We start from the raw sequence: 25253 nt of genomic DNA, 5'->3' as shown, positions 1-25253 counted from the left end.
TTACGTTAATTCTTCATGGACATTATTCGTTTGCGTGCCTTGCGTGGCCCTAATCTGTGGGGTCGCCATACGGCCATGGAGGCGACCATCGCCTGCCCGCGAAGCGAACGTACGCTGGCGGACTTTCCCGGCATCGAAGCGCGTGTACAAACCCGTTTTCCGGCACTTGGCGCCTTGCGTGCCGCAGGTGAGGCGACTGCCATTCCGCTGCCCGAGCTGATCGCCATCGCTGCACTCTCACTGCAAAACAGCGCCGGTTGTCCGGTGACGTTTTACCGCTGCGCCTCCACTGTGGAAGATGGCGTGTATCAAGTCGTGGTCGAATACAGCGAAGAGGCTGTCGGCCGCTTGGCTTTTGAGCAGGCGCTAGCCTTGTACTATGCCGCACGTGATGACCTGCCCTTTGATGCCGCAGACGCCCTTGCCCGTTTACGTGCACTGGATGAAGACGAGCGTCTCGGCCCCAGCACTGGCGCGATTGTCGATGCCGCCGTGGCGCGAGGCATCCCTTATCGGCGCCTGACTTCCGGCAGCCTGGTGCAATTTGGCTGGGGCGCGCGGCAGCGCCGAATTCAAGCGGCAGAGATTGATCGCACCTCAGCGATTGCCGAGAGCATCGCGCAGGACAAGCAACTCACCAAGCAACTGCTGCTCGCCGCTGGCGTTCCCGTGCCGGAGGGGCGCCCCGTGAATGATGCTGAATCCGCGTGGACAGCGGCGCAGGAGATCATGCGCCACAGCGGCAGCTCAGTGGTTATCAAGCCACAGGACGGCAACCAGGGCAAGGGGGTCACAGTGGATATCCGCTCGCGCGAGGCCGTGTTGGCGGCTTATGCGATGGCCGCGAACATCAGCGACGATGTGCTGGTAGAGCGCTATTTTCCCGGCCATGATTTTCGTCTGCTGGTGGTAGGCGATCGTCTGGTGGCGGCCGCGCGCCGCGATCCGCCGCAGGTCATTGGCGATGGTCAACAGAGCATTCGGGCCTTGGTCGAGGCCGTGAATCGCGACCCACGCCGCGGGGAAGGGCATGCCACCTCACTGACTAAAATCCGCCTCGATGAGATTGCTCTGGCGACCTTACGTCATCAAAGGCTCACACCGGAATCTGTGCCGAGCCAAGGCCAGCGCGTGGTGTTGCGCAACAACGCCAATTTATCTACCGGCGGTACAGCCACCGATGTTACCGATGACGTCCACCCGCAACTTGCCGCCCGCGCCATTGCCGCAGCCACCATGGTGGGGCTGGATATCTGCGGCGTTGATGTGGTGTGTGGCACGGTCACCCGCCCGCTCGAAGCACAAGGTGGCGGCATTGTCGAAGTGAATGCTGCGCCGGGCCTGCGCATGCATTTGGCGCCCTCATACGGAAAGGGCCGTGCGGTGGGCGAGGCCATCATCGAGCAACTGTTTCCGGCGGGTAAGAATGGCCGCATCCCGCTGGTGGCGGTGGCCGGCACCAACGGCAAAACCACCACCGTGCGCCTGATCGCGCATTTGCAAACAGTGGCCGGACGGCGCGTGGGCATGACCACCACCGATGGCGTATATATCGCTGGCCGCCGCATCGACAGCGGAGACTGCAGCGGGCCGAAAAGTGCGCGCAATGTGCTGCTGCATCCCGACGTGGATGCAGCGGTGCTGGAAACCGCACGTGGCGGTATCCTGCGTGAAGGCCTGGCCTTTGATCACTGCGATGTCGCGGTAGTCACCAACATCGGGCTGGGCGATCATCTGGGCCTCAACTACATCACCACGGTGGAGGATCTGGCCGTGGTCAAGCGTGTCATCGTGGATAACGTCGCGCCTACCGGCATGACCGTCCTGAATGCGGCCGATCCGATCGTGGCGCGCAAGGCGGCGTATTGCCCCAGCGCAGTGACTTTTTTCGCCGCTGACGGCCATCACCCGGTGCTGGCCTCGCATCGTGCACGCCAACAGCGCGTGGTGTTTCGCGACGGGGTCGAGCTGGTCGCCGCCGAGGGCGAAGTTGTTGCGCGTTTCCCCCTGGCGGACATTCCGCTCACGCACGCGGGGGCGCTAACCTTTCAGGTGGAAAATGTCATGGCCGCCATTGCCGCCGTCTGGGCACTGGGGCTGGACTGGGCCACCGTGCGGCGTGGCCTGGCGAGTTTTATCAGCGACGCAGCCACCGTGCCTGGCCGCTTTAATGTCTTCGATTATCGTGGCGCGACACTCATTGCCGACTACGGCCACAATCCAGACGCCATTGTGGCGCTGGTGCGAGCCGTTGAGGTGATGCCAGGCAAGCGGCGCACTGCCGTTATCAGCGCCGCCGGTGATCGCCGTGACGAAGATATCCGCCACCAAAGCCAATTGCTCGGTGCAGTATTTGATCGCCTCGTGCTGTATGAAGATGCCTGCCAACGCGGCCGCGCGCCGGGTGAAACGCTGGCGCTGCTGCGCGAGGGGCTCGCTGGTGCCACACGCACACAAATTGTGGAAGAAATTCACGGCGAGTTCCGCGCCATCGACCAGGCCCTCGCGGGCCTTGCGCCCGGCGATCTATGCCTGATCCTGATTGATCAAATTGAAGAAGCTCTGGCGCACATCGCGCAACGCGTGGCGGCTGGATAGCAAGAAACGGTAGGGTGCTGCAAATTCAGCGGCGCAGGCAGATTTTCTACGCGGCGCTAGCGGAACGTCGGCGCGTTAGCCATCCAGTCTGACGCAGTTGCTTTAGCAGCTTTTGCGCTGTTGCATGCAATTTTATGGGGTGGCGCGTATCGGGCTCGATGGCGCGTTCCAGCAGCGTCGCCGCATCAGGTGGAAAGTTGCCGCCCTTGCCGGCAAACACGATCTTGTTGCCGGGCTCGCACGCATCGATCACAACCACCTGACCGGCGAAGCACCCCCGAATCCGCGCAATGTAGTCCATACAGTCGCGATCACTGCTCCAATAGTTGGCCACCATAATGCCGCCGGGTGTCAGCCGGGCGTGGCAATCGGCATAGAAGTCCGGCGTGCACAGCTGCGTCGGCGGGCAATGGCCATCGAAACCGTCGAGCAACAAAACGTCCAGTGGGCCATCTTCGTCGCACCGCATGTAATCGGCGCCGTCGGCGCAGAGGATGCGAAACCGCGGTTCGTCGTCGGGAATGTGGAACGCCTGACGAAATTCGAGAATTGCCGGGTTGATTTCCACGGCGGTGAATTGCGTTTCTGGCAGGTGGCGCAGACAATATTTGGCCAGCGAGCCGCCGCCAAGACCAATCATCGCGATATGTTTTGGTTGCGGCTGAAACAGCAAGAAGCCCATCATGGTACGGGTATAGCCAAGCGCCAGTGCGTCGGGTGTATCGATGTGCATCTCGCTCTGAATCGCAAGATAATCAAAATGCAGGCTCAGATGGCCATTGCTCTTGCTTAGAAAAGGAGTGTCAGTACGACCGGCGGGCAGGGATGGCATATCACCGTAAATATATTGCAGCAGGGCGCTCAATGTCATCTCAGGCATGACCGGCAGAATCAGCAGCAGCGCGCGTACCGAGGCGATAACGCACCGCCGTCAGGATGCCCTGGAGGATCGCGATGGGTTCTGGCGGGCAGCCGGGAATGACGTGATCGACGGGCAGCATCTTGGCGACACCGCCGAGCGTGGCATAGCTTTCGCCGAAGATACCGCCGTTGATGGCGCAATCGCCAACGGCGACGACCAGCTTGGGTTCGGGTATCGCATCGTAGGTCCGCTGCAATGCCAGCGCCATGTTGCGCGAGACAGGCCCGGTAACCAGCAGCAGGTCGGCATGGCGCGGGCTGGCGACGAACTTGATGCCCAGTCCTTCAAGGTTGTAGTAAACATTGTTGAGGGCATTGAGTTCCAGTTCGCACCCATTGCAACTGCCGGCATCGACTTCGCGGATGGTCAGCGCACGGCCGAGGATTTGCAGTATCTCGTCGTGGATGCGCTGCGTCGCCGCCGTCTCGCCAGCGCCGACTTTTTGTAAATCGGGTGGCGTTTCGGTGGCGATACCGGTTTTGGCAATCCGTTTAAGTATTTTCCACATCAGCGGTCATGCCCCGAATAACTAAGGTTGAAAGATTTATTGATGAGCGGAAAGTCGGGCACGATGTTGCCGATCGCCGCATATTCCAGCACCGGCCAGTTTTGCCATGAAGGATCATGACAGTGACAGCGACGGATGCGGTTTTCCTTCTCTACCGTCAGGGCGACGAAAATCCCGCCGCGCCATCCCTCGACCCAGCCAGCGCCGCGGCCTTCAGGCATACCGTTATCCGGCGCTGCGATAACCGCTCCGTCGGGCAGCCGGCGGACGATCTGGCGGAGCAGTTGCAGCGACTCCAGTAACTCATCAAAGCGCACCGCCACCCGTGCGGCGACATCGCCGCTGTTGCGACAGGCGATGTTGACCGCCAGTTCGTCATAGGGAGGTGCCGGGAAGTCGATACGTACATCACGCGGAACGCCGCTGGCGCGGGCGGCAAGACCGGTCAGGCCGAGCTGGTTAGCCAGTTCCGTGGTGACGCGTCCGGTGGTCAGGAAACGATCCTGCAGGCCGGCATGATCGTCGTAGATGGCATGCAGCTCGCGCACTTCGGCTTCGATGGCATCGCACTGGGCAGTGATTTTTGCGCAGGCGGCGGTATCGGGGTCGAAGGCGACGCCACCGGGCACGATGCGATCCATCATGAAACGATGGCCGAACAAGGTTTTATTCAGGCGTAGCCAGTCTTCCTTGAGGCGCATGAACTGGGACAAGCCAAAGCCGAACGCGGCATCGTTGCCTAGCGCACCCAGATCGCCGAGATGGTTCGCCACCCGTTCGCGTTCCAGCATCAGCGCGCGTAGCCACAAGGCGCGGGCGGGAACCTGCCAGTTCCACACTGCCTCCAACGCCATGCAATAAGCCCAGGCATACGCCACCGTCGAATCACCCGAGACGCGGCCAGCCAGCCGATACCCTTCGCTGGCTGGCAGATGTTCGAAGCGTTTGTCGATTCCCTTGTGGGTGTAGCCGAGCCGTTCTTCCAGGCGCAGCGTTTTCTCGCCGACCACCGCAAAGCGGAAGTGGCCGGGTTCGATGATGCCGGCATGCACCGGACCGACGGCAATTTCATGCACGCCATCGCCGGCAACCGAGACGAAAGGATAATCGGTGACGGCCGGCCAGTCGCGCACTTCGGTGCCCGTAAACTCCCGTCGCAAGGGAAAGTAATCCATCGGCCAGGCGCCGTGATTGAGCCAGGGGCGCGTGTCGCTGGCACCTTCGGCGACAAGGCCGAGCAGATCGGCTACGGCGCGCTGCATGTGGGAGGCGTAAGGGAAAATGCCGGCGATGTCGGGATAATTCAGTTGCTGGTCGGGAAGGGGCAAATCGAGCCAGAGCAGCGTCCCGTTCTCGACGGCATAGACGGCGGAAACAACAAAGTGACCGGCTTCGCCGTGGCGATCGTCGCTGCCCCAGAGCGTAACAAGGCGGCCGTGATTTTCTGCGATGGTCAGCGCGACCGCTGACCATTCGCTGGCGCAAACCTCGCCGCGCACCAGTGGAAAGGGGGCGGGCAAGGGTGCAAGATTCAGGTTCAAGTCGGCGATTTTCATGGTCTCAACCCACCTCAGCCGCCAATGATGCGGGCAGCTTGCATATACCAGTTATTCAGATAGGGCGGAATGTAAAAGCCCAGCATCAATCCCAGCCCAAGGTGCACAAAAACCGGCAACAAGGTCGGTGGATGGGCCAGCGGTTTGACGGTAGTTTCACCAAAAACCATCGGTTGCACGCGGCTGAAAATGGCCGCAAAAGCAACGCCCAATCCCAGCAGGAGGAAGGGTGTCGCCCACGGCAACTGGCGCATGGCACTGGTCAGGATGAGAAACTCACTGGCAAATACACCGAAGGGCGGCATGCCGAGAATCGCCAGCGAACCCAGCATCAGGCCCCAGCCGACGGTGGGGCTGACCTTGATCAAGCCGCGGATATTGTCCATGATCTGCGTCCCCGCCTTCTGTGCGGCATGGCCGACGGAGAAAAAGATCGCCGACTTGATCAGCGAATGCACTGTCATGTGCAGAAGGCCTGCAAAATTGGCGATCGGCCCGCCCATGCCGAAGGCAAAAGTCATCAGCCCCATGTGCTCAATTGATGAATACGAAAACATGCGTTTGACGTCTTTCTGGCGGGACAGGAAGAAGGCGGCGGCAACGACCGAGAGCAGGCCGAAACCCACCATCAGGTCGCCGGCAAACCGGTTGGCGAGGGCACCGTCAGTCAGTACCTTGCAGCGGATCACGGCGTACAGCGCGACATTCAGCAAAAGGCCGGAGAGCACCGCAGAGATCGGCGTCGGGCCTTCGGCATGGGCATCCGGCAGCCAGTTGTGCAAGGGTACGAGCCCGACCTTGGTGCCATAGCCGACCAGCAGAAAAACGAAGGCCAGCGCCATGACGGATGGATTGAGCTGGGTCTTGACCGCATCGAGGTTGGTCCACAACAGGGCGTCGGCCCCATTGCCGATCACCCGCTCGGCCGCCATATAAAGCAGGATGGTGCCAAACAGCGCCTGGGCGATGCCGACACCGCAAAGGATGAAGTATTTCCAGGCCGCTTCAAGGCTGGCCGGCGTGCGGTAGATGGAAACCAGCAGCACCGTGGTCAGCGTTGCCGCCTCCATCGCCACCCAGAGGATGCCCATGTTGTTGGTGGTGAGCGCCAGCAGCATGGTGAAGTTGAACAACTGATACATGCTGAAGTAGAGCCGCATGCGGTTTGGCGTCATCTTGCCGTGGTCTTCCTCGACGCGCATATAGGGCTGCGAAAACACCGATGTGGTAAAGCCGACAAAAGCAGTCAGCGTCACCAGAAAGACATTCAGCGGGTCGATGAAGAACTGCCGGTCAAGTGCGAACAACGGGCCCTCGGCGATGATTTTGGCGGTCAGCAGCGCTGCAGCGAGCAAGGTGCCGAGACTGAGTATGACATTGACGTTACGCGCCTGGGGCCTATGGCCCATCAGGGCCAGCACCAGCGCACCGGCAAGGGGGATGGCGAAAACCAAGATCAGGATGCTCATTTAATCTTCCTTGAGGCTTTCGAGATGACGGATGTCCAGGCTGTCGAATTGTTCCCTGATCTGGAACATGAACACGCCGAGAATGAAAACGCCGACCAGTACGTCAAGCGCAATGCCGAATTCAACAATCATGGGCATGCCATGCGTCGCTGAAGTGGCAGCAAAAACCAGGGCGTTTTCCATGGCGAGAAAACCAATCACCTGGGGTACAGCCTTGGAGCGGGTAATCATCATCATGAACGAGAGCAGGACACAGGCCAGCGCGATACCCAGCGTGCCACGGCTGATCGACGTCGAAAGTTCCGCGATCGGCAGCGCCAGATTGAAAGCAAAGACCACCAGCACAATGCCGATCAGCATCGTGCTGGGAATGTTGATCAGGGTCTCGATGTCCCAGCGCACATTCAAGCGGTTGATCAGGCGATGCAGCAGCCAGGGGATAAAAAATACTTTGAGCGCCAAGGTCAGCGCCGCCGAATAGTAGAGATGGTGCTGGTCCGTGACGTAAGCCACGACCGTGGTGGCACCCACTACGGCCAGCCCCTGCAAGGCGAAGAGGTGGATCAAGCTCAGAATGCGGCGCTGCGCCAGCATGGCGAACGCCAGCATGAGAATCATGGCGGCAAACAGGTTGATGAGCTGAGTAATCAATGCCGTCATGGTTCAGGTGCCCAGCAGAATATGGGTGAGCATGCCAATGACCGCGAAGAGAAACGCTGTGGCCAGAAATTCCGGCACACGGAAGATGCGCATCTTGGCCGAGAGTGTTTCGATCAGCGCCAGCAGGAAGCCGCCAATAGCAAGCTTGAACACCAGCACCGGCAGGGCGTAGAGCATCGCCAGCGGCGCCCGCGCTTCGGCGATACCCCACGGAAAGAATAGCGCCAGTCCAACGGCGGAATACGCAAACAGTTTCAAGGCCGCAGCCCATTCAAGCAGGGCCAAGTGGCGCCCGGAGTATTCCAGAATCAGCGCCTCGTGGATCATGGTCAATTCGAGGTGGGTGGCCGGATTATCGACCGGAACCCGCGCATTCTCGGCAAAGGACACAAAGGTGAAGGCAATGCCGGCGAAAGCGAGGCTCGGGTAAATGGCGAATTCCTTGTGCGTCAGGGTTTCGACGATAGTGGCAAGTGCCGTGGATTGGCCGATGAGCGAAGCCGTGAACAACACGGTGAGCAACGCCGGCTCGGCAAGAAAGCCAACCAGCATTTCACGCCGCGCGCCCAGCGTGCCAAAGGCGGTGCCGATATCCATCGCCGCTAACGCGATGAACACCCGCGCCAGGGAAAACAGGCCGACCAGGGCGATGGCATCAGCCGCGAAGGAAAGTGGCAGGTCGGTGGATAGCGTCGGGATGATGGCGCTGGCGAGCAGCATGCAACCGAAGATGACATAGGGGGCGAAGCGGAACAGGGGTGATGCTGTTTCCGCCACCACGGATTCCTTGTTGAACAGCTTGTGTAGCATGCGATAAGGCTGCATCAGGCCGGGACCCGAACGGTTGGCGAACCAGGCCCGCCACTGGTTCACCCAACCCATGAGCAAGGGTGCCAGGAGCAGGGCGGCGATGATTGCCAAAAATTGCGAAAAGACGCTGGAAAGGCTCATTTTTTCACCCCCGGCACCATGAATAGCATGAACAGCAGGGTGATGAAACTATAGAGCAGGTAAATCGCAATCCGCCCCTGCTGCAGGCGGCCGACCTGCGCAGCAAGGAATTCGACGGCACGTGCAATAGGCAGATACAACCCGTGCCAGAACTTGTCGCTGACACTGACCTTGTATTCGGGTTGCGCATCGCCTGGCGCTGGCAGATGCCGCTCCATGCGGAAAAAGGGTTCGAAGATTTGTCGGATCGGTTGTCCATAACCTTCGGCGGTATCCTGCATGCGCGGCGTTTGCCACGGATAGCCGCAGCCCCACGGTGCCGCGCGCCGCAAACGGCCGTGGTAGAACAGGCGCACCAGAAGGAAGGCTGTGGCGCAGGCGGCGGCCACGCCGAGCAGGAAGAACAGCGGGCCGTAACTCGCCCGCTCGATCGAGGTGGGGGTGAGCAGCCACCAGCCATTGGCCGCTGCTTGGTTCGCCAACCCCGTGCCGACCAGCATCTGGGTCACCGGATCGATGAACTGGAGCATCAGGTTCGGCAACAGGCCGAGGGCAACGCACCAGGCCGCCAGCCAGAGCATGCCGGCTTTTTCCATGGCACCTGCATCATGGGCTTCACGCAGTTTTTCCTCACGCGGCTGGCCGAGAAAAACCACGCCGAAAAATTTCACCATCGCGTAACCCGCCAGTGCGGCGGTGAGCGCGACCGAGGCGGCGGCAATCGGCACCAGCATGTTGAGGAATGAATCCGGCAAGCCGGGGGTGAACAGGAAGCTTTGCAGCAGCAGCCATTCCGAGACAAAGCCGGAAAACGGCGGCAGGCCCGAACTGGCGAAAACCCCGACTAGCGCCAGCCAGGCCACCCAGGGCATAAAGTGTATCAGGCCACCCAGACGCCCCAGATTGCGCTCGCCGGTGGCATGCAGCACCGAGCCCGTGGTGAGAAACAGCAGGCTCTTGAAAAAGGCATGGCTGGCGACGTGATACAGACAAGCAGTAAGCGCCAGTGCGGCGAGTGCCGTCATGCCGTAGGCGCGAAAGAGCAGGCCGAGACCCATGGCGGCGAACAGCAGGCCAATGTTTTCAATCGAAGAATAAGCCAGGAGGCGTTTCATGTCGGATTGCACAGTGGCGAAAACGACACCAAACAGTGCCGTGGCAAGGCCAATTGCCAACAGCACAACGCCCCACCACCACAATTGCAGGTGCAGCAGGTCAAAAGCCACGCGTAGCAGGCCATAAATCGCCATTTTCAGCATGACGCCACTCATCAAAGCCGAGACCGGCGAAGGTGCCGCCGGATGCGCCTCGGGCAACCAGACGTGCACCGGAAGTATGCCGGCCTTGGCGCCAAAGCCGAACACGGCCAGCAGGAAGGCCGCCGAAGCCCAGAACGGCGAAAGCGCTTGCAGCCGCATGTTGGCGAAGGTGTAGTCACCCGTATTCGCCTGCAAGACGCCGAAGCAAAGCAGGATGGCAATGGCACCGACGTGCGCGATCAGCAGATAAAGAAAACCCGCGGCACGGATTTCCGGCACCTTGTGGTTGGCGGTCACCAGAAAGTAGGATGACAATGCCATACTCTCCCACGCCACCATGAAGGCATAGGCATCATCCGCCAGCACCACCAGCGCCATGCTGGCGAGAAAGACGTGGTACTCAAAACACAGCAAACCCGGCGGCGTGCCTTCGCCCTTGCGGAAATAACCGGCAGCGAACAGTGAAATGCCGAAACCGGCGGCACCGATGATGAACAGAAAGAAAGACGCAAGGCTGTCGAGCCGCAGATGGAACGGCAGTTGCGGCAGGCCGATGGGCAGAATGGCGACTTCCACGACGCCACCAGTAAGCCCTTGTACTGCGACGAAGGCCAGCACCAAACCCAGTAGGCCGCCGAGGGGGAAAAGTATCCGGGCGACGATTCCAAACTGGCGCAATGCCGCGATACCTAGAAAACCCAGCACCAGCCAGGCGGCAATCACGCACAGTATCCAATCGGTTGTCAGCCAGTGCAGCATTGCGTCTTTTGTACCTTCATTCGAGCCAAAGCGTTAGGTCAGCTAAAAAGCCTCAGAGCTTACAATTATATTAAACCCATATACAATTACAATTATCATTGTACACGCATAAAATGTGTAACTATGGAAAATAGAACCGCCCGCCTGACCATTTTGCTTGATCCGCAGAAAAAAAAGATATTCGAGGACATCTGCGCCAGCCAGGATCTCACCGCTTCGCAAGTGGTGAGGAAACTGATGCGGCAATACATCATTGATAACGCCAGTGAACGCGAGCTGCCCGACTGGCTGCGTGGAACGGCGACTACGGGCAAGAGCGGCGTGAACGACGGCTGACCGGACGAAAGTCGTCGCTGGCAGGACGCCGCGAAACTTTGAATCCGACCGTAGGAAGTACAGAGCTGACCGCAGGGAATGCAGCGCCGTCTCTGGAAAGTCCCCTTGAGGGACGGCGATTTAATCGGACTGTCGACGCAGTCCTGCCAGATAACGCATCCCCGCAATAGCGCGACTGCCATACCACGAGACCATTTCGCCATCGATGCGTTGCACCGGCTTGCCACTCAAGGCGGCAATTTCCGTAACATGTCTGGCAGTGAAAGCAAAGGGCTCTGATGGCAGCAGCACGCGGTCGACTTGAGTGAGCCAAGGCGCATCCCATTCAAATACCGGGAAGCGCGTTGGCGCGTCGATGGGCAGTGTATCCCAGCCCGCAGCGGCAAGCATCGAGGCAATATAGGTGTCGCGACACACTGTCATCCACGGCGTGCGCCAGATCGGATACAGCACGGTTTCACGCGGGCGGGCGGCGGCTAGCGTGATGAGCATCGCGCACGCGGCGCAAAAATCGGCATCAAGCTGCGCGGCTTGATCATCACGACGAAAAATCGCACCCAATAGGGCATACAGCCCACGGTTATCATTCACGGTGCGCGGATGAACAACCACCACATGCGGCACAAAAGCCATCATTTCTTCCACCTGCTCACGGCGGTTTTCATCGATGTCGGCAATCAGGTGGGTAGGCGCCAGGGCACGCACAGCGTCGCCGTTGACGTCTTTGGTGCCGCCGACTTTGGGCACACGACGCAGTCTTTCTTTGGGATGAACACAAAATCCGGTGCGTCCGACTAGCGCATCGGCAAGGCCCAGATCGCAAATCAACTCGGTCAGGCTGGGTACCAGACTGACGATGCGCGGCGTGCCGTTAAACGGGATGTGTTCGTGGCCGAGAGCGTCCAGCAGCGCCATCGTCGGTGTGGGTTACAGATCGAGGCCGCGCGGTTTTCTGCCAGCGCGAGCGAACAACACATCGAACAGCGGGTTGGGTAGCAGCCGCAAAAGCTTGGCCACCAGACCCATCTGCCAGGGAATCACGGCATAGCGTGTGCCGCGAGCAATCGTGCGGGCGAAACGGCGGGCGGCGACATCGGCAGGGAGCAGAAAAGGCATTGGGTAGGGGTTTTTTGCCGTCATTGGGGTGGCGATATAGCCGGGTGTGAGGGTGACAACTTTGATCCCACTGCTGCGCAACTCAACACGCAACGCTTCAAGATATGCGATAACAGCGGCTTTTGAGGCAGAGTAGGCGCCCGCACCGGGCAGACCGCGAATGCCCGCCACTGACGCAATACCGACCAAGGTGCCGCTGCCGCGTGCTTGCATGGCCTGGATAAAGGGGGCGAAGGTATGCACCATGCCTAGCACGTTGGTTTCCAGCACACGGCGAAAGGCGGGCAGGTCTTCCGCTTCGCCGGTGAGCGTGCCCACTGAGATACCCGCATTGGCGATCACGATATCCGGACAGCCAAACCGCGCGATGAAATCCCCGGCAGCAGCTTCTAGCGCTGGCGCATCGGCCACATCCAGCGGGTAAGGCGCGTGCACGCCGGGCAGCTCAGCGACCAGATCAAAAAGTCGGCGCTGGCGACGCGCCGCCAAGCCCAGTGTGGCGGGTGTGACCGGTGTGTCAGGCGTACCAAGTATGCCAAGGATACCGAGCGTGTCATATTGAGCGCCATTGGCTGCATAGTGGCGCGCCAACGCTTCACCAATGCCACTGGATGCGCCCGTAATAAAAACACGCATGCGCTCGCCTTAAGGGATAAGTTGGATAGTGATTACGGCAGATGAATCAACGGCAGCGCACACCATCATCGCGCGGTGACCCAAACTCATTGTGCCGCGGGCTCTTTTTGCTTGACCACCGTAGTCTGTATGCCACCCTGCACCAGGGTAGTTCGCGCACGATTCATTTCTGCGAGGCTGGGGAAGGGGCCGACGCGTACTCGCTGCATCACCCCTTTATTTGCAATCGTGATTTCCTGTACGCTGGCTTCAAACCCCTGTAAAGCGAGTTTCGCTTTTAGATTGTCCACGTCCTGCTTATTTTGAAATGAGCCCACTTGAAGAAAAAAGACCTCCACCGGTTTCGCTTCGATGGGCGCTTCGGTAGGTGCATCGGTGGAGGTATCACCCGTGGCAGCGGGTGGCCTGTTAGGCACTGAGGATGCCGCATTGGCCGACGGGTCTTGCTTGCCTTCGAGAATATCGTAGAACTCAAGCTTCTGTTTTTCGCGTGGTTTTTCGCCCGGTTTGCCTGGTAAAGAAATAGCTGATTGAGTCGGCACGTTATCTGTCGCAGGCGCAGAAATTTCTTGATTCCGAAATGGCAGGGGCATGCGGTTGAACAGCCAGACCAGAATAAACGCGACCACCAAACCGATGACCAAACCGATAAAGACGCCCGTCAGCGTACTACCGCTGCTTTTTTTGGCTGGGACGCGTTGGGTGGTGGTATTGTTTTTCATAGATCACATACTTTCAGGTTGCGAAACACCAAGAAGCGACAGGCCATTTTGCAGCACCTGCCGGGTAGCGAGCGCGAGGGCAAGCCGTGCGTGACAAATGAACTCATTATCGACGAGTACACGTTCGGCGTTATACCAGCCGTGAAAATCAGCCGCCAGATCTTTAAGGTAAAACGCCAGCGAATGTGGTGCGTAATCACGCGCTGCGTTTTGAATCAATTCAGGGAACTCGGCCAAGCGCCGGCATAAAGCAATTTCACGCTCATGCGTCAAGGGGCTCAAATCAGCCGTTGCCAGCTGTGCTACATCGCCTGTCCATTGCGCTAAAACCGAGCAAATGCGGGCATGCGCGTATTGCACGTAATACACCGGGTTGTCATTGCTCTGGCTTTTGGCCAGATCAAGATCAAAATCCAGCGCCTGATCGCATTTGCGCAGCATATAAAAAAAGCGGCAGGCGTCATTACCGACTTCACTGCGTAACTGGCGCAAGGTGACGTATTCGCCAGAGCGGGTAGACATGGATGCCTTTTCGCCATTGCGAAACAAACTCACGAACTGCACCAAGGCGACATCCAGCCGGCTGGCGTCCGCACCTGTCGCGGTCAGCGCGCCTTTAACACGCGCGATGTAGCCGTGATGGTCCGCCCCCCAGACATCGACGAGTTTGTCAAAACCACGCGAAAACTTGTTCAGGTGATAGGCGATATCGGAAGCAAAATAAGTGTAAATGCCATTGTCACGGCGCACGACGCGATCTTTTTCGTCACCAAACGCAGTGGAGCGAAACCACAGCGCGCCATCCTGCTCATAGATGTGATCATTCGCGGCAAGCGTCTCGATCACTTTGGCAACCTGGCCGGAATCGTAAAGGCTGCGCTCAGAAAACCAGACATCAAAATGCACGCCAAATTCTTCCAGGTCCGCGCGGCAATCGGTGAGCTGTTCATTGAGCACATGCTGGTGAATGGTGCGCCATCCCTCACCCAGTAACTTTTTGCCCACCACGATGAAGGCATCCAGCCGTTCATCCAGATCATCCGTTTCGGGCACACCCGCCATGACCGCTGCGGCCGGGTGAACATGTTTGCCGGCCTGCGCCGCCTTGATCTGCTCGGCCATCTCAAACACATAGTCACCTTGATACGCATTCGGCGGGAAAGGGGTGTCTTCGCCATAGATCGCCAAGTAGCGCAGCCAGGTGGAGACAGCCAGAATATCCATCTGTCGCCCCGCGTCATTCACATAATATTCACGGCTCACATCATAGCCGGCAAATGCCAGCAACGAGGAAAGGCTGGCACCATACGCCGCCCCTCGACCATGCCCGACATGCAAGGGCCCTGTGGGATTAGCCGAGACGAATTCAACCTGTAACCGACATCCGATTGCCGGCGCGCGACCAAAATTCGCCCCTTCTAAAATAATCGTCGGCACAACCGCCGTACGTGCGCCAGGCGTGAGGGTGAAATTAATAAAGCCCGCCCCGGCAATTTCAGCCTTTTCAACAAAAGGGGATGCAGGTAATACCTGCATCAAACGCTCCGCAACCTGGCGCGGATCAGTCTTCAAGCTGCGCGCCAATTGCAGCGCCAGACTACTGGCGAAGTCGCCATGACTCGCTTGCTTGGGGCGTTCGAGGAGGATATCGACATCCCATTGCTCGGGCGCTACGCTCTGCAGGGCGGTGCGTAACAAATCAGTGAGGTGCTGACGGAGGGTCGGTTGGGTTGCGGACGGCATAGGAAAGACAGGCATTAAATTAAACGAGGCGAGCGCTGAATTATACTTCCCGTTTCCTGAACGTCTGCTCTTAGCCGTGCGCATCCTTCGACTCTTCCGTCTCTTCCGTCTCTTTCGTATTGCACGCGTGGTCTACCTTTACGGCCTGGACCGCATGATCCTCGACAACGAGAATGTCTTTGGTGTCTGGGGGCGAATTGCCTGGTCACTGCAAAAACTACTGTTCTGGCGTGATCTTTCTGCGCCACGTGGCCAACGGCTGCGTGAGGCGCTGGAAGCCCTGGGCCCAATCTTCGTCAAATTCGGCCAGATGCTCTCCACCCGCCGTGACCTTGTCCCCGTTGATCTGGCAGATGAGCTCGCCAAGCTGCAGGACCAGGTGCCCCCCTTCGCTTCCGCGCTGGCAATCGCTGAGCTGGAAGCCGCCTACGGCAAACCCGTGGACCAAGTATTTCTGGCATTTAGCCCGGAGCCCGTGGCTTCCGCTTCTGTGGCCCAAGTCCATTTTGCAACGCTGCCGAATAGCCGTGAGGTGGCGGTGAAAATACTTCGTCCGGGTATTCGGCGGGTTATTGATCACGATATGGCGCTGCTCGAAATGGCGGCGATCTGGTTGGAAAAACTCTGGGCGGATGCGCGTCGGCTCAAACCGCAACAAGTCGTTGCCGAGTTCGACAAGTATTTGCATGATGAGCTTGACCTGATGCGGGAAGCGGCGAATTGCTCGCAGCTGCGGCGCAATTTTGCCAACTCCCCGCTGCTGATCGTGCCTGAGGTTTATTGGGACTGGTGCACGCAAAACGTGATGGTCATGGAACGCATGCATGGCCTGCCCATTTCGCAAACTGACGCGTTACGGGATGCGGGCGTGGATATTCCACAACTGGCACGTGCCGGGGTTGAAATTTTCTTCACACAGGTATTTCGCGACGGATTTTTTCATGCCGACATGCATCCGGGCAACATTTTTGTTGCCCTCGATGGCGCTACCAAAGGCCGCTATATTGCGCTTGATTTCGGCATTGTCGGGACACTGACCGATATCGACAAAAACTACCTGGCACAAAACTTTTTGGCATTTTTTCGGCGCGATTACAAACGGGTAGCCGAAGTCCATGTGGAATCTGGCTGGGCACCCAAAGCAACCCGGATTGATGAATTCGAGTCAGCCATTCGCGCCGTTTGCGAACCTATTTTTGATCGCCCCTTGAAAGACATTTCTTTCGGCCGCGTGTTGTTGCGTCTATTCCAGACCTCACGCCGCTTCAATGTCGAAATACAACCTCAGTTGGTGCTGCTACAAAAAACGCTGCTGAATATTGAAGGTCTTGGCCGCCAGCTTGATCCTGATCTTGACCTATGGAAAACCGCCAAGCCTTTTCTCGAGCGCTGGATGAGTGAGCAAATTGGCTGGCGTGGCCTGCGCAATCAACTGAAACGTGAAGCGCCTGCCTGGGTTTCCCTGCTACCCGCGCTGCCCCGGCTAGCGCATCAAGCGCTCAGTGTGGATCGCCATGCCGAGGTGCGCACTGAGCTCGCAGAGTTACGCGCCAAAGTCACCCAAACCCGCTGGTTGCTGGTCATCAGCATATTATTCACACTGTTTTTAGGCGGCCTATCGGTTGCGCTACTCATGCGCTTGGGATGAGCCGCGCATGAACCACGTATGAACTAAAGTTCTGAAGGAGACGAGACGCATGTTGTTCTGGTTTGTCATTGCCTATTGGATTATCTCGGTCGGCATCGGCCTGTATGCGGGAACGCGCGTGCACAATGCGCGCGACTTTGCCATTGCGGGGCGCCATCTACCCTTTTACGTTGTGACCGCCACCGTTTTTGCTACCTGGTTTGGCGCAGAAACAGTGCTCGGCATTCCGGCGACCTTTCTCAAAGAAGGGATGCACGGGATTGTGGCAGATCCTTTTGGCGCCTCGATGTGCCTGATTTTAGTCGGCCTGTTTTTCGCCGCGCCGCTCTATCGCATGAACCTTTTAACCGTGGGTGATTTTTATCGCAAACGTTTTGGTCGCACGGTTGAAACAGCCACTACCTTAGCCATCGTCATCTCTTACCTGGGCTGGGTGGGTGCGCAAATCACGGCGCTGGGCCTGGTTTTTAATGTGCTCTCGGAAGGCGAAATCAGTCGCATCACCGGGATGTGGATAGGCTCATCCACCATACTCATCTACACCCTGTTCGGCGGCATGTGGGCGGTGGCGATTACCGACTTCCTGCAAATGATCATCATCGTCATCGGCATGCTGTGGATAGGCGGCGAGGTCAGCGGCATGGTGGGCGGGGTTGGCATAGTGATTGAGCATGCCGCCAACGCCGGCATGCTCAATCTTTGGCCCGCGCTGGACGTAAAAGAAATTCTCGCCTTCACTGCCGCTTGGGTCACCATGATGTTCGGCTCGATTCCACAGCAGGATGTATTTCAGCGCGTGCAATCTTCACGCACCGAAAAAATTGCTATCTGGGGCGCCGTGTTGGGCGGTGGCCTTTACTTTCTGTTTGCCTTTGTACCCATGTTTCTTGCCTATTCGGCAACGCTCATCAGCCCAGAGATGGTCACTGAACTGATTGACACCGATCCGCAAATGATTCTCCCCCGGCTGGTACTGGAAAAGGCCCCGCTCATCGCGCAAATCATGTTTTTTGGTGCCTTGTTGTCAGCCATTAAAAGTTGCGCTTCGGCTACCTTGCTGGCGCCATCAGTCACGTTCACTGAAAACATTATCAAACCGCTGGTTGGCGGCATGTCTGATCGCAAGTTGCTCTTTGCCATGCGCGCTGTCACCCTGATATTTACGCTACTGGTGACGCTGTATGCGGTGAACTCCAAAGCCAGTATTTTCAAAATGGTCGAGAATCACTAGTGTCCGGTTAAATTGAGACGTACCGACGGCAACGCCAACAATGATAAGGGTTTCAAGCGATTCATGGGTGTCCACGATTTGAATTTCATCTTGCGCATTTGCGATCATTCCGGGTTTGGAGAGCTTGGGGTGACGTATGAACGTGGGCAAGACGCTGTTTGCGCAAGTCATGGAGTATGTGCCGTGGAAGACCTTCGGGCGCATCATCGACCGTCATGGCGGCGATGCGGGTGTGCGCACTTTGGGTTGCGCCGACCTGTTTCGCGTGATGGCATTCTCGCAATTGACGTGGCGCGAGTCTTTGCGCGACATCGAGGTCTGCCTGGCATCCAATCAATCCAAGCTGTTTCACATGGGTTTGAGCAGCATACCCGCACGATCGACTCTCTCGGATGCGCTGAATCAGCGGGACTGGCACATTTATCACGCGCTTGCGATGCGCTTGATCGTGCGAGCCAGGAACCTCTACGCCGCAGAACCAACGGGACTGGAACTCGATGCGACGGTCTACGCGCTGGACTCGACCACCATCGACTTGTGTTTGAGCCTGTTCGATTGGGCTCCGTTTCGCAGCACCAAGGCGGCGGTGAAGATGCACACGCTGCTGGACTTGCGCGGGGCGATCCCGGCCTTCATCCACATCAGCGATGGCAAGATGGGCGATGTCAAAGTGCTCGACATCTTGCCCATCGAAGCGGGTGCGTTTTACGTGATGGATCGGGGTTACGTGGACTTCGACCGGCTCTTCAAGATACATCAGGCCGGCGCGTTCTTTGTGACCCGCGCCAAACGCGGCATGGATGCCCATCGGGTTTACTCGACCAAGACCGACCGAAGCACCGGTGTGATCTGCGATCAGGCGATTCGGCTCAACGGGTTTTACGTGTCCAAGGACTACCCAGAGCATTTGCGGCGCATCCGATTCAAAGACCCCGATTCGGGCAAAACGTTGGTGTTTCTGACCAACAACACAACGTTGCCGCCGTTGACCATTGCCGCGCTGTACAAGAGCCGCTGGCAGGTAGAGCTGTTCTTCAAATGGATCAAGCAACACCTGCGCATCAAGCGCTTTCTGGGAACCAGCGAGAACGCGGTGAAGACGCAAATCTGGTGCGCCGTTTCCACCTACGTGCTGATCGCTATCGTCAAGAAAGAGCTCCATCTCAATGCCTCGCTCTACACTTTGTTACAGATATTGTCGGTCTCGATTTTCGAGAAAACCCATATTTCATGCGCCTTGCAGCCAGACACTACTGGAGTCATTGCGCCATTACCCAATAACCAAATGATTCTATTTGATTTTTAACCGGACACTAGTGGTCGAGAATGCGTACCAGATAACGCTGGTGACCGCTTTTGTTCCTATGGTGGCTGGTATTTACTGGCGGCGCGCAACTAACCAAGGGGCAGCAACGGCTATTTTTCTTGGCTTGGCCACCTGGCTGGCATTACTCGTTTTCGGGCCGACCGACCCCTTGGTTCCCGCCCAGTTTGCGGGTTTACTCGCCAGTACCCTGGGCATGGTCATTGGCTCACTGCTGCCGCAGCTCATGCACCACGATGCCGCCATCCATGATGCGTTGCGTCATGGACATCACGCTGCCGCACAGACACATCATGTCGCTGATTTACACCCAGCGCATGGCATACACCTGCATGGAAAAGTGCGTGACTAAATACCATACACACCATACGCCGCTATTGCTTTATCTCAGCCTGGGGTATGCGGTACTGATCGTCTATGCCAGCCTTTACCCGCTCACCGGTTGGCATAGCACTGGCGCGTCACCTTTCGATTTTTTCTTTGCGGGTTGGCCGCGCTACACCACTACCTTTGATCTACTGATCAATGTGGCGGCTTATATCCCTTTGGGATTTTTTCTCGCCACGGCGTTGCGCCCTCGGGTTGCCACAAAACACGCCTGGTGGATAGCCGTGCTCGCAGCGTCGGCATTGAGTTTTCTGCTGGAGTTTATGCAAAATTATTTACCCAGCCGAGTGGCCTCCAATCTCGATCTTGCGGGTAACACCTGCGGCGCTTTAATTGGCGCATTGCCAGGCGCACTCTGGCGCCGGCAGCTGATCGACAACCTGCGGCATACCCATTGGCCAGATCACGGACAAAGTGTGGAAATGGGGCTCGTGCTCGTGGGTTTGTGGCTGCTGACTCAGCTTGACCCAACAACATTGCTGTTTGGCGCTGGCGATCTGCGCAGTCTCCTGCCGCTACCCAGCACACAGACCTTTAGCGCCGCTGGCTTTGTGCGCATTGAAAGCCTGATTGCCGCCAGCGGCCTGCTCGCTGCGCTGCTGATGGCAAGCCTCATCGCGCCGTATCACCAGCGCCGAGTTTTTCCTTTGCTGTTACTGGCCGTCGGCCTCGCGGCAAAATCACTCGCCTTTGCGCTGATGATGCACCCCCAAACAGCGCTTGCCTGGGCAACCCCTGGCGCGCTTCTCGGGTCTTTAGCCGGTGGTTTATTGTGGCTCGCGGCATTGGCGTTGCCGCTGACCTGGCAACGCCTGCTGGCTGCATTAGCTTTGCTCACCGCCAGCGTGATGGTTAACCTTGCGCCCATTAATCCGTATCTTGAAAATTTACAGAACGTCTGGAATCCGGGTCAGTTTCTCAACTTTCACGGCCTCACCCATTTCATTACCTTACTGTGGCCCTATCTGGCCTTACCCTGGTTTGCATTCCACCGAACGTATGTCCGCCATCACTGATGTCACCAGCCTGCGTGACGCCCTCCGTGCCTTTTGTGCCGCACGTCAGTGGCAGCCTTTTCACACGCCTAAAAATCTGAGCATGGCGCTGATTAAAGAAGCGGCTGAAATTGTCGAACACTTTCAGTGGACAACCGCTGAAGAAAGCCAAGCCCTCACGCCCGAGAAAAAAGCCGCTGTGGCCGATGAAATCGCCGATGTCCTGATGTATCTCGTTCAGTTAGCGGATGTACTGGATATCGACCCGCTCGCCGCCGCGCGAGAAAAAATTGTCAAGAACGCCCGCAAATATCCGGTTACCGAACCCACGCCCAAGGGTCACTCGTAAGCAGCAACGCATACTCCTCCTTAACATTCGTTTGCAAGCAGCCTGCAAGAAATTGAGCAAAGGTAGAATAAGCCGATGAATTCTGTTCAAAACCCAGCTCAAGTACTGCTCGTCTTAACGACCCTGCCTGACCATCCCAGCGCAGAGGCCTTGGCGGCTGAATTGGTGGCCGAGCATCTGGCTGCATGCATCACTATTCTGCCCTCTGCTCAATCCGTCTACCGCTGGCAGAATCGCATTGAACAAGCCAGCGAAACCCCACTCATTATCAAAACCACGGCGGCACGCTATGCCCAGCTTGAAGCCGCTCTACGCGCCCGTCACCCCTATACGCTGCCAGAAATTATTGCCCTTCCCGTCACGCAGGGTCTGCCGGATTATTTAGCCTGGATCAATCGCGCAACGCTTTCTGAGGACACCACATGCTGATACGCGCCCTGCGGCTTTTTTTGCTCACCATTATCAGTCTCAGTGGGGTGAGCTTCGCCGCTGAACCCCTATCGCCAGCGCAAGCATTTATCTTCTCGGCACGCGCGCTGGATGCGCACACACTAGAAGCCCGCTGGCAGATTGCGGACGGCTATTATCTCTACCGCAACAAGTTTTCTTTTCGCCTCATGGCAGATCCAGTCGGTGAGAAAACCCGTAGCGCCTCCGCTGGCGAGCTCGGCATAGCGCAATTGCCTCCAGGAAAAATGAAACAAGATGACCTGTTCGGCGCAGTCGAAATCTATCGCCAGGAAGTCACTGTTCGCCTGCCGCTCACCGCCACAACTAATGCCGATACACCACACACCATTACCTTGCAGGCGGTCGCCCAAGGGTGCTGGGATGGTGGCATCTGCTATCCGCCACAAACCTATACCGCACAGATCACCCTGCCGCAAGCGGTTGCTGGCGCGTCCACCTCGCCGCCTTCCACAACAACCCGCAACGCCCCCACAGGCGATGAAAGCTCACGCATCGCCCGCTTGCTAACAGGGGGTCATTGGTCGCTTATCGTGCTCAGCTTTTTTGGTTTTGGCTTGCTGCTGTCACTCACGCCCTGTGTATTTCCGATGATCCCGATTCTGTCCGGCATGATTGTGAATCACGGGCATGCGGTCAGCCACGGGCGGGCATTCATGCTATCGATGGCCTATGTGTTAGGCATGGCCATCACCTATGCCGCCGCAGGCGTGGCGGCGGGATTTTCCGGCACACTGCTCACCAGCGCGTTACAAAATATCTGGGTGCTCGGTGGCTTTGCGTTGGTCTTCGTCGTGCTGGCGTTTTCAATGTTTGGCTTTTACGAATTGCAGCTACCCGCCGCCCTGCAAAGTCGGCTTGCCGACACTGCCAACAGGCAGGGTGGGTCGCCCTGGGCTATCGCCCTTATGGGCGCGTTATCCGCATTAATCGTCGGCCCCTGTGTTGCCGCCCCTTTGGCGGGCGCATTGCTGTACATCGCCCAAACAGGGGATGCCCTGCTCGGCGGTGCCGCGCTCTTTTCTCTGGCGCTGGGTATGGGCGCGCCGCTATTGCTGGTAGGCACCTTCTCGCGCTCCTTGTTGCCAAAATCAGGGCCGTGGATGGAAGGGGTGAAAAAGTTTTTTGGCCTACTCATGCTGGCCACCGCGTTGTGGTTGGCATCCCCTGTCCTACCCGTGTGGCTATCCATGCTGGGCTGGGCGTTACTGTTGATTATTCCTTCTGTATTTTTGTCGGCCCTTGACCCCTTGCCTGCACATGCGCACGGCGTGCACCGCTTAGGGAAAGGTTTAGGGGTTGTGCTTTTATGCGGTGGCGTAGCGATGCTACTGGGCGTGCTGGGCGGCAGTCAAGACCCTTTGCAACCGTTAGATTTTTTGCGCCGCAGCGCCGCACAGGATTCATCCGCCCTCACTGCCGTATCACGAGCGCCGAGTTTTACCAAAGTCAGTACGCTCGATGAGCTCGACGCACAATTACAAGCAACAAAAAAACCCGTGATGCTCGACTTTTCGGCCGAGTGGTGCATTAGCTGCAAAGAAATGCAGCGCTTTACGTTTGCGCAGGCTGACGTGGCAAAACGCATGCACGACTTTGTTCTACTGCAAGCCGATGTCACCGCTAATAACGCCGCCGATCGTGCGCTGCTTGCTCGATTTGGTTTGTTCGGACCGCCGGGCATTATTTTCTTTGACGCCCAGGGCCACGAAAAACTTGGCCAGCGTGTTGTCGGATTTCAAAACGCTGAACAGTTTCTGCAGCAACTTGAACGCGCTGCGCACTGAGCATTAATTCACTGACCATTTATTTCATTTCATTTATTCAATCGCGAACCCGCTATGTTTACCGGCATTATTTCCGCCATCGGCACCATTACCCAGATCACCCCGCTTGAGACAGGGCTGCGCCTGACGATTCAAGCCCCCGCGCTGGATCTTTCGGACGTTGCGCTGGGGGACTCCATTGCCCACAATGGGGTCTGCCTCACGGTCATTAGTAAAGAGAGCACCACTTATCAAGTGGATGTGTCGCGTGAAACGCTGGATTGCACGGTGGGCCTGGATGGCGTGGGTGGCGTGGGTGGCGCCAATGAAGTCAACCTTGAAAAAGCGCTCCGCCTGGCCGATCGGCTGGGTGGCCATTTGGTCGCAGGCCATGTGGATGGCGTAGGTGAAGTCATCCGGCTCACGCCCGTGGGCGAATCGCACGAGCTGGTCATTCGCGCCCCGCATGATCTGGCGAAAACCATCGCTCCCAAAGGCTCGATCACCGTCAATGGCGTCTCGCTCACCACGAACCGTATTACCAACGCCGACTTTTCGATCAACCTGATACCGCACACCATGGCCATGACCACCCTGCATCATCTGCGTGTGGGCAGCCGCGTGAATCTTGAGGTTGACCTCATCGCACGGTATGTGGAGCGGATACTTATCGCTAGCGCTGCGGCGTAGAATACGTACCTTTCCTGCTGCACTTTTTGACCTTTTGCCATGAACATTAGCCCTACCCAGGACATCATTGCCGAGATTCGCGCTGGCCATATGGTGATTCTTGTCGACGAAGAAGATCGTGAAAACGAAGGCGATCTTGTTTGCGCTGCGCAACACATCACGCCTGAAATGATCAACTTCATGGTCAAGCATGCACGCGGCCTGGTCTGCTTGACACTCACCGAAGCGCGCTGCCAGCAACTGGGCCTGTCGCCCATGACGCGCAACAATAAAAGCATGTTCAGCACGGCTTTTACCACCTCGATCGAAGCGGCAACGGGTGTCACCACCGGTATTTCAGCCCACGACCGCGCCCGCACAGTGCAAGTGGCTGTCGCCAAAAACGCCTGCGCTGAAGATATTGTTCAACCGGGCCATATTTTCCCGATCGCCGCCCAGCCCGGCGGCGTGCTGGTTCGCGCAGGTCACACCGAAGCCGGTTGCGATCTGGCACAAATGGCTGGCTGCGAGGCCGCAGCTGTTATCTGTGAAATTCTCAAGGATGATGGCAGCATGGCGCGGTTGCCTGATCTACTTGAATTCGCGGCCCAGCATCAGCTCAAAATTGGCACCATTCGCGATTTGATCCATTACCGTTCAGAAACTGAAACACTGATTGAATGCGTTGCTGATAAAGAAATCACCTGTGCTCAGGGTACGTTCAGGCTGCGTGCCTTTGTCGACAAAACCAGTGGCGACTCGCATCTGGCGCTCTCTCATGGGGAGATTAGCGCCGATCAGGAAACCCTGGTGCGTGTGCATGAGGCGGTTTCTGTACTGGATTTTCTTGGCGTACAAAATACCCGCCACAGTTTCAGCATCGATTTTGCCTTGCGCCAGATTGCTGTCGCAGACCGAGGTGTTGTGGTCATGCTGCATCATGCCGAATCCACTCGCGACATGCTCACGGCGCTGCAGGTTGATGCGGTCGCCCGCAAAACGGTCGCCAAGTGGGACCCGCGCTTGTATGGCATCGGCGCGCAAATTCTGCGCGACTTGGGCGTGGGCAAAATGCGCCTGATGTCCAACCCGCGAAAAATGCCCAGCATGGCCGGTTTCGGCCTGGAAATCTGTGGTTATTTCGCCCCCTGATAAAACAATTAAAAAGCCAAGTTAATCGA

Annotated in this window: 23 protein-coding genes; 12 read left to right on the top strand and 11 right to left on the bottom strand. The window is 57.7% G+C overall.

Going from position 1 to position 25253, the window contains the following annotated elements:
* Positions 1-15: 15 nt before the first annotated feature.
* On the top strand, positions 16-2598 hold the full coding sequence (gene cphA / locus PG1C_RS01380; RefSeq protein WP_202635664.1) for a cyanophycin synthetase: 2583 nt from the start codon (positions 16-18) through the stop codon (positions 2596-2598).
* A gap of 46 nt (positions 2599-2644) precedes the next feature.
* On the opposite strand, the gene PG1C_RS01375 is transcribed toward cphA, so the two are convergent.
* The 7 genes from PG1C_RS01375 to hyfB are packed head-to-tail and all read right to left on the bottom strand — an operon-like array spanning position 2645 to position 10682.
* The gene (locus PG1C_RS01375; RefSeq protein WP_237218244.1) at positions 2645-3478 is read right to left on the bottom strand and encodes a spermine/spermidine synthase domain-containing protein; all 834 of its coding nucleotides are present in this window, start codon (positions 3476-3478) and stop codon (positions 2645-2647) included.
* A complete protein-coding gene (locus tag PG1C_RS01370; RefSeq protein WP_202635663.1) occupies positions 3471-4028 on the bottom strand; it encodes an NADH-quinone oxidoreductase subunit B family protein in 558 nt (185 codons plus the stop codon). The genes PG1C_RS01375 and PG1C_RS01370 overlap by 8 nt, the downstream gene beginning before the upstream one ends.
* The gene (locus PG1C_RS01365) at positions 4028-5584 is read right to left on the bottom strand and encodes a hydrogenase large subunit (RefSeq protein WP_202635662.1); all 1557 of its coding nucleotides are present in this window, start codon (positions 5582-5584) and stop codon (positions 4028-4030) included. Before PG1C_RS01365 ends, PG1C_RS01370 begins: the two co-directional genes overlap by 1 nt.
* Positions 5585-5598: 14 nt before the next feature.
* Positions 5599-7053 (bottom strand): hydrogenase 4 subunit F, encoded by a 1455-nt coding sequence (locus PG1C_RS01360; protein ID WP_202635661.1) that lies wholly within the window; start codon positions 7051-7053, stop codon positions 5599-5601.
* Positions 7054-7713 carry a formate hydrogenlyase gene (locus PG1C_RS01355; protein ID WP_202635660.1) on the bottom strand — a complete coding sequence of 220 codons (660 nt, stop codon included), beginning with the start codon at positions 7711-7713 and terminating at the stop codon, positions 7054-7056. It abuts the gene before it with no gap.
* A gap of 3 nt (positions 7714-7716) precedes the next feature.
* A complete protein-coding gene (locus PG1C_RS01350; RefSeq protein WP_202635659.1) occupies positions 7717-8664 on the bottom strand; it encodes a respiratory chain complex I subunit 1 family protein in 948 nt (315 codons plus the stop codon).
* A complete protein-coding gene (hyfB, locus tag PG1C_RS01345; protein ID WP_202635658.1) occupies positions 8661-10682 on the bottom strand; it encodes a hydrogenase 4 subunit B in 2022 nt (673 codons plus the stop codon). Before hyfB ends, PG1C_RS01350 begins: the two co-directional genes overlap by 4 nt.
* A 123-nt stretch (positions 10683-10805) precedes the next feature.
* On the opposite strand from hyfB, the gene PG1C_RS01340 reads away from it, so the two are divergent.
* Positions 10806-11018 carry a CopG family transcriptional regulator gene (locus PG1C_RS01340; protein ID WP_202635657.1) on the top strand — a complete coding sequence of 71 codons (213 nt, stop codon included), beginning with the start codon at positions 10806-10808 and terminating at the stop codon, positions 11016-11018.
* Between the two features lie 120 nt (positions 11019-11138).
* Here PG1C_RS01340 and PG1C_RS01335 read toward each other — a convergent pair whose 3' ends face one another.
* The 4 genes from PG1C_RS01335 to argS all read right to left on the bottom strand — a co-directional run bounded on the left by PG1C_RS01335 (position 11139) and on the right by argS (position 15235).
* Positions 11139-11933, bottom strand: a complete 795-nt coding sequence (locus tag PG1C_RS01335; protein WP_202635656.1) for a helical backbone metal receptor — start codon at positions 11931-11933, stop codon at positions 11139-11141.
* A gap of 12 nt (positions 11934-11945) precedes the next feature.
* Positions 11946-12770: an SDR family oxidoreductase gene (locus PG1C_RS01330; RefSeq protein ID WP_202635655.1), complete on the bottom strand. Its 825-nt coding sequence runs from the start codon at positions 12768-12770 to the stop codon at positions 11946-11948.
* Positions 12771-12856: 86 nt separating this feature from the next.
* Positions 12857-13492: an SPOR domain-containing protein gene (locus PG1C_RS01325; protein WP_202635654.1), complete on the bottom strand. Its 636-nt coding sequence runs from the start codon at positions 13490-13492 to the stop codon at positions 12857-12859.
* A 3-nt stretch (positions 13493-13495) separates the two neighbouring features.
* Positions 13496-15235 carry an arginine--tRNA ligase gene (argS, locus tag PG1C_RS01320; RefSeq protein ID WP_202635653.1) on the bottom strand — a complete coding sequence of 580 codons (1740 nt, stop codon included), beginning with the start codon at positions 15233-15235 and terminating at the stop codon, positions 13496-13498.
* A gap of 154 nt (positions 15236-15389) precedes the next feature.
* Between argS and ubiB the strand changes: the two genes are divergently transcribed.
* The 10 genes from ubiB to ribBA all read left to right on the top strand — a co-directional run bounded on the left by ubiB (position 15390) and on the right by ribBA (position 25224).
* A complete protein-coding gene (ubiB, locus tag PG1C_RS01315; protein WP_237218355.1) occupies positions 15390-16883 on the top strand; it encodes a ubiquinone biosynthesis regulatory protein kinase UbiB in 1494 nt (497 codons plus the stop codon).
* 49 nt (positions 16884-16932) lie between these two features.
* On the top strand, positions 16933-18114 hold the full coding sequence (locus tag PG1C_RS01310; RefSeq protein ID WP_237218242.1) for a high affinity choline transporter 1: 1182 nt from the start codon (positions 16933-16935) through the stop codon (positions 18112-18114).
* A 136-nt stretch (positions 18115-18250) separates the two neighbouring features.
* Positions 18251-19420: an IS4 family transposase gene (locus PG1C_RS01305; protein WP_202634501.1), complete on the top strand. Its 1170-nt coding sequence runs from the start codon at positions 18251-18253 to the stop codon at positions 19418-19420.
* On the top strand, positions 19410-19790 hold the full coding sequence (locus PG1C_RS01300; RefSeq protein WP_202635652.1) for a hypothetical protein: 381 nt from the start codon (positions 19410-19412) through the stop codon (positions 19788-19790). The genes PG1C_RS01305 and PG1C_RS01300 overlap by 11 nt, the downstream gene beginning before the upstream one ends.
* Positions 19783-20841, top strand: coding sequence for a VanZ family protein (locus tag PG1C_RS01295; RefSeq protein ID WP_237218241.1), 1059 nt, complete (start codon positions 19783-19785; stop codon positions 20839-20841). Before PG1C_RS01300 ends, PG1C_RS01295 begins: the two co-directional genes overlap by 8 nt.
* Positions 20825-21169 (top strand): nucleotide pyrophosphohydrolase, encoded by a 345-nt coding sequence (locus PG1C_RS01290; RefSeq protein WP_202635651.1) that lies wholly within the window; start codon positions 20825-20827, stop codon positions 21167-21169. Before PG1C_RS01295 ends, PG1C_RS01290 begins: the two co-directional genes overlap by 17 nt.
* A 75-nt stretch (positions 21170-21244) precedes the next feature.
* On the top strand, positions 21245-21598 hold the full coding sequence (gene cutA / locus PG1C_RS01285) for a divalent-cation tolerance protein CutA (RefSeq protein ID WP_202635650.1): 354 nt from the start codon (positions 21245-21247) through the stop codon (positions 21596-21598).
* Complete coding sequence (gene dsbD, locus PG1C_RS01280) at positions 21592-23424, top strand: protein-disulfide reductase DsbD (RefSeq protein WP_202635649.1); 1833 nt, start codon at positions 21592-21594, stop codon at positions 23422-23424. Before cutA ends, dsbD begins: the two co-directional genes overlap by 7 nt.
* A 54-nt stretch (positions 23425-23478) precedes the next feature.
* Positions 23479-24093, top strand: coding sequence for a riboflavin synthase (locus PG1C_RS01275; protein WP_202635648.1), 615 nt, complete (start codon positions 23479-23481; stop codon positions 24091-24093).
* Between the two features lie 39 nt (positions 24094-24132).
* Entirely contained in the window at positions 24133-25224 is a 1092-nt protein-coding gene (gene ribBA / locus PG1C_RS01270; RefSeq protein ID WP_202635647.1) for a bifunctional 3,4-dihydroxy-2-butanone-4-phosphate synthase/GTP cyclohydrolase II, read from the top strand.
* Positions 25225-25253: the final 29 nt, after the last annotated feature.

Origin of the sequence: Rugosibacter aromaticivorans, assembly GCF_000934545.1 — a bacterium.
GTDB lineage: Bacteria > Pseudomonadota > Gammaproteobacteria > Burkholderiales > Rhodocyclaceae > Rugosibacter > Rugosibacter aromaticivorans.
Note: the sequence above shows the minus strand (reverse complement) of the source record. Positions and strands in the feature narration are given on the sequence as shown.

Excerpts from the sequence above, each read along its gene's own strand:
- PG1C_RS01310 (WP_237218242.1), top strand. The coding sequence starts at position 16,933 with ATGTTGTTCTGGTTTGTCATTGCCTATTGGATTATCTCGGTCGGCATC.
- PG1C_RS01355 (WP_202635660.1), bottom strand. The coding sequence starts at position 7,713 with ATGACGGCATTGATTACTCAGCTCATCAACCTGTTTGCCGCCATGATT.
- PG1C_RS01335 (WP_202635656.1), bottom strand. The coding sequence starts at position 11,933 with ATGGCGCTGCTGGACGCTCTCGGCCACGAACACATCCCGTTTAACGGC.
- PG1C_RS01275 (WP_202635648.1), top strand. The coding sequence starts at position 23,479 with ATGTTTACCGGCATTATTTCCGCCATCGGCACCATTACCCAGATCACC.
- ribBA (WP_202635647.1), top strand. The coding sequence starts at position 24,133 with ATGAACATTAGCCCTACCCAGGACATCATTGCCGAGATTCGCGCTGGC.
- ubiB (WP_237218355.1), top strand. The coding sequence starts at position 15,390 with ATGATCCTCGACAACGAGAATGTCTTTGGTGTCTGGGGGCGAATTGCC.
- PG1C_RS01350 (WP_202635659.1), bottom strand. The coding sequence starts at position 8,664 with ATGAGCCTTTCCAGCGTCTTTTCGCAATTTTTGGCAATCATCGCCGCC.
- PG1C_RS01370 (WP_202635663.1), bottom strand. The coding sequence starts at position 4,028 with ATGTGGAAAATACTTAAACGGATTGCCAAAACCGGTATCGCCACCGAA.
- PG1C_RS01305 (WP_202634501.1), top strand. The coding sequence starts at position 18,251 with ATGAACGTGGGCAAGACGCTGTTTGCGCAAGTCATGGAGTATGTGCCG.
- PG1C_RS01375 (WP_237218244.1), bottom strand. The coding sequence starts at position 3,478 with ATGCCTGAGATGACATTGAGCGCCCTGCTGCAATATATTTACGGTGAT.
- PG1C_RS01330 (WP_202635655.1), bottom strand. The coding sequence starts at position 12,770 with ATGCGTGTTTTTATTACGGGCGCATCCAGTGGCATTGGTGAAGCGTTG.
- PG1C_RS01360 (WP_202635661.1), bottom strand. The coding sequence starts at position 7,053 with ATGAGCATCCTGATCTTGGTTTTCGCCATCCCCCTTGCCGGTGCGCTG.
- PG1C_RS01365 (WP_202635662.1), bottom strand. The coding sequence starts at position 5,584 with ATGAAAATCGCCGACTTGAACCTGAATCTTGCACCCTTGCCCGCCCCC.
- cphA (WP_202635664.1), top strand. The coding sequence starts at position 16 with ATGGACATTATTCGTTTGCGTGCCTTGCGTGGCCCTAATCTGTGGGGT.
- PG1C_RS01325 (WP_202635654.1), bottom strand. The coding sequence starts at position 13,492 with ATGAAAAACAATACCACCACCCAACGCGTCCCAGCCAAAAAAAGCAGC.
- PG1C_RS01290 (WP_202635651.1), top strand. The coding sequence starts at position 20,825 with ATGTCCGCCATCACTGATGTCACCAGCCTGCGTGACGCCCTCCGTGCC.
- PG1C_RS01340 (WP_202635657.1), top strand. The coding sequence starts at position 10,806 with ATGGAAAATAGAACCGCCCGCCTGACCATTTTGCTTGATCCGCAGAAA.
- dsbD (WP_202635649.1), top strand. The coding sequence starts at position 21,592 with ATGCTGATACGCGCCCTGCGGCTTTTTTTGCTCACCATTATCAGTCTC.
- hyfB (WP_202635658.1), bottom strand. The coding sequence starts at position 10,682 with ATGCTGCACTGGCTGACAACCGATTGGATACTGTGCGTGATTGCCGCC.
- cutA (WP_202635650.1), top strand. The coding sequence starts at position 21,245 with ATGAATTCTGTTCAAAACCCAGCTCAAGTACTGCTCGTCTTAACGACC.
- argS (WP_202635653.1), bottom strand. The coding sequence starts at position 15,235 with ATGCCGTCCGCAACCCAACCGACCCTCCGTCAGCACCTCACTGATTTG.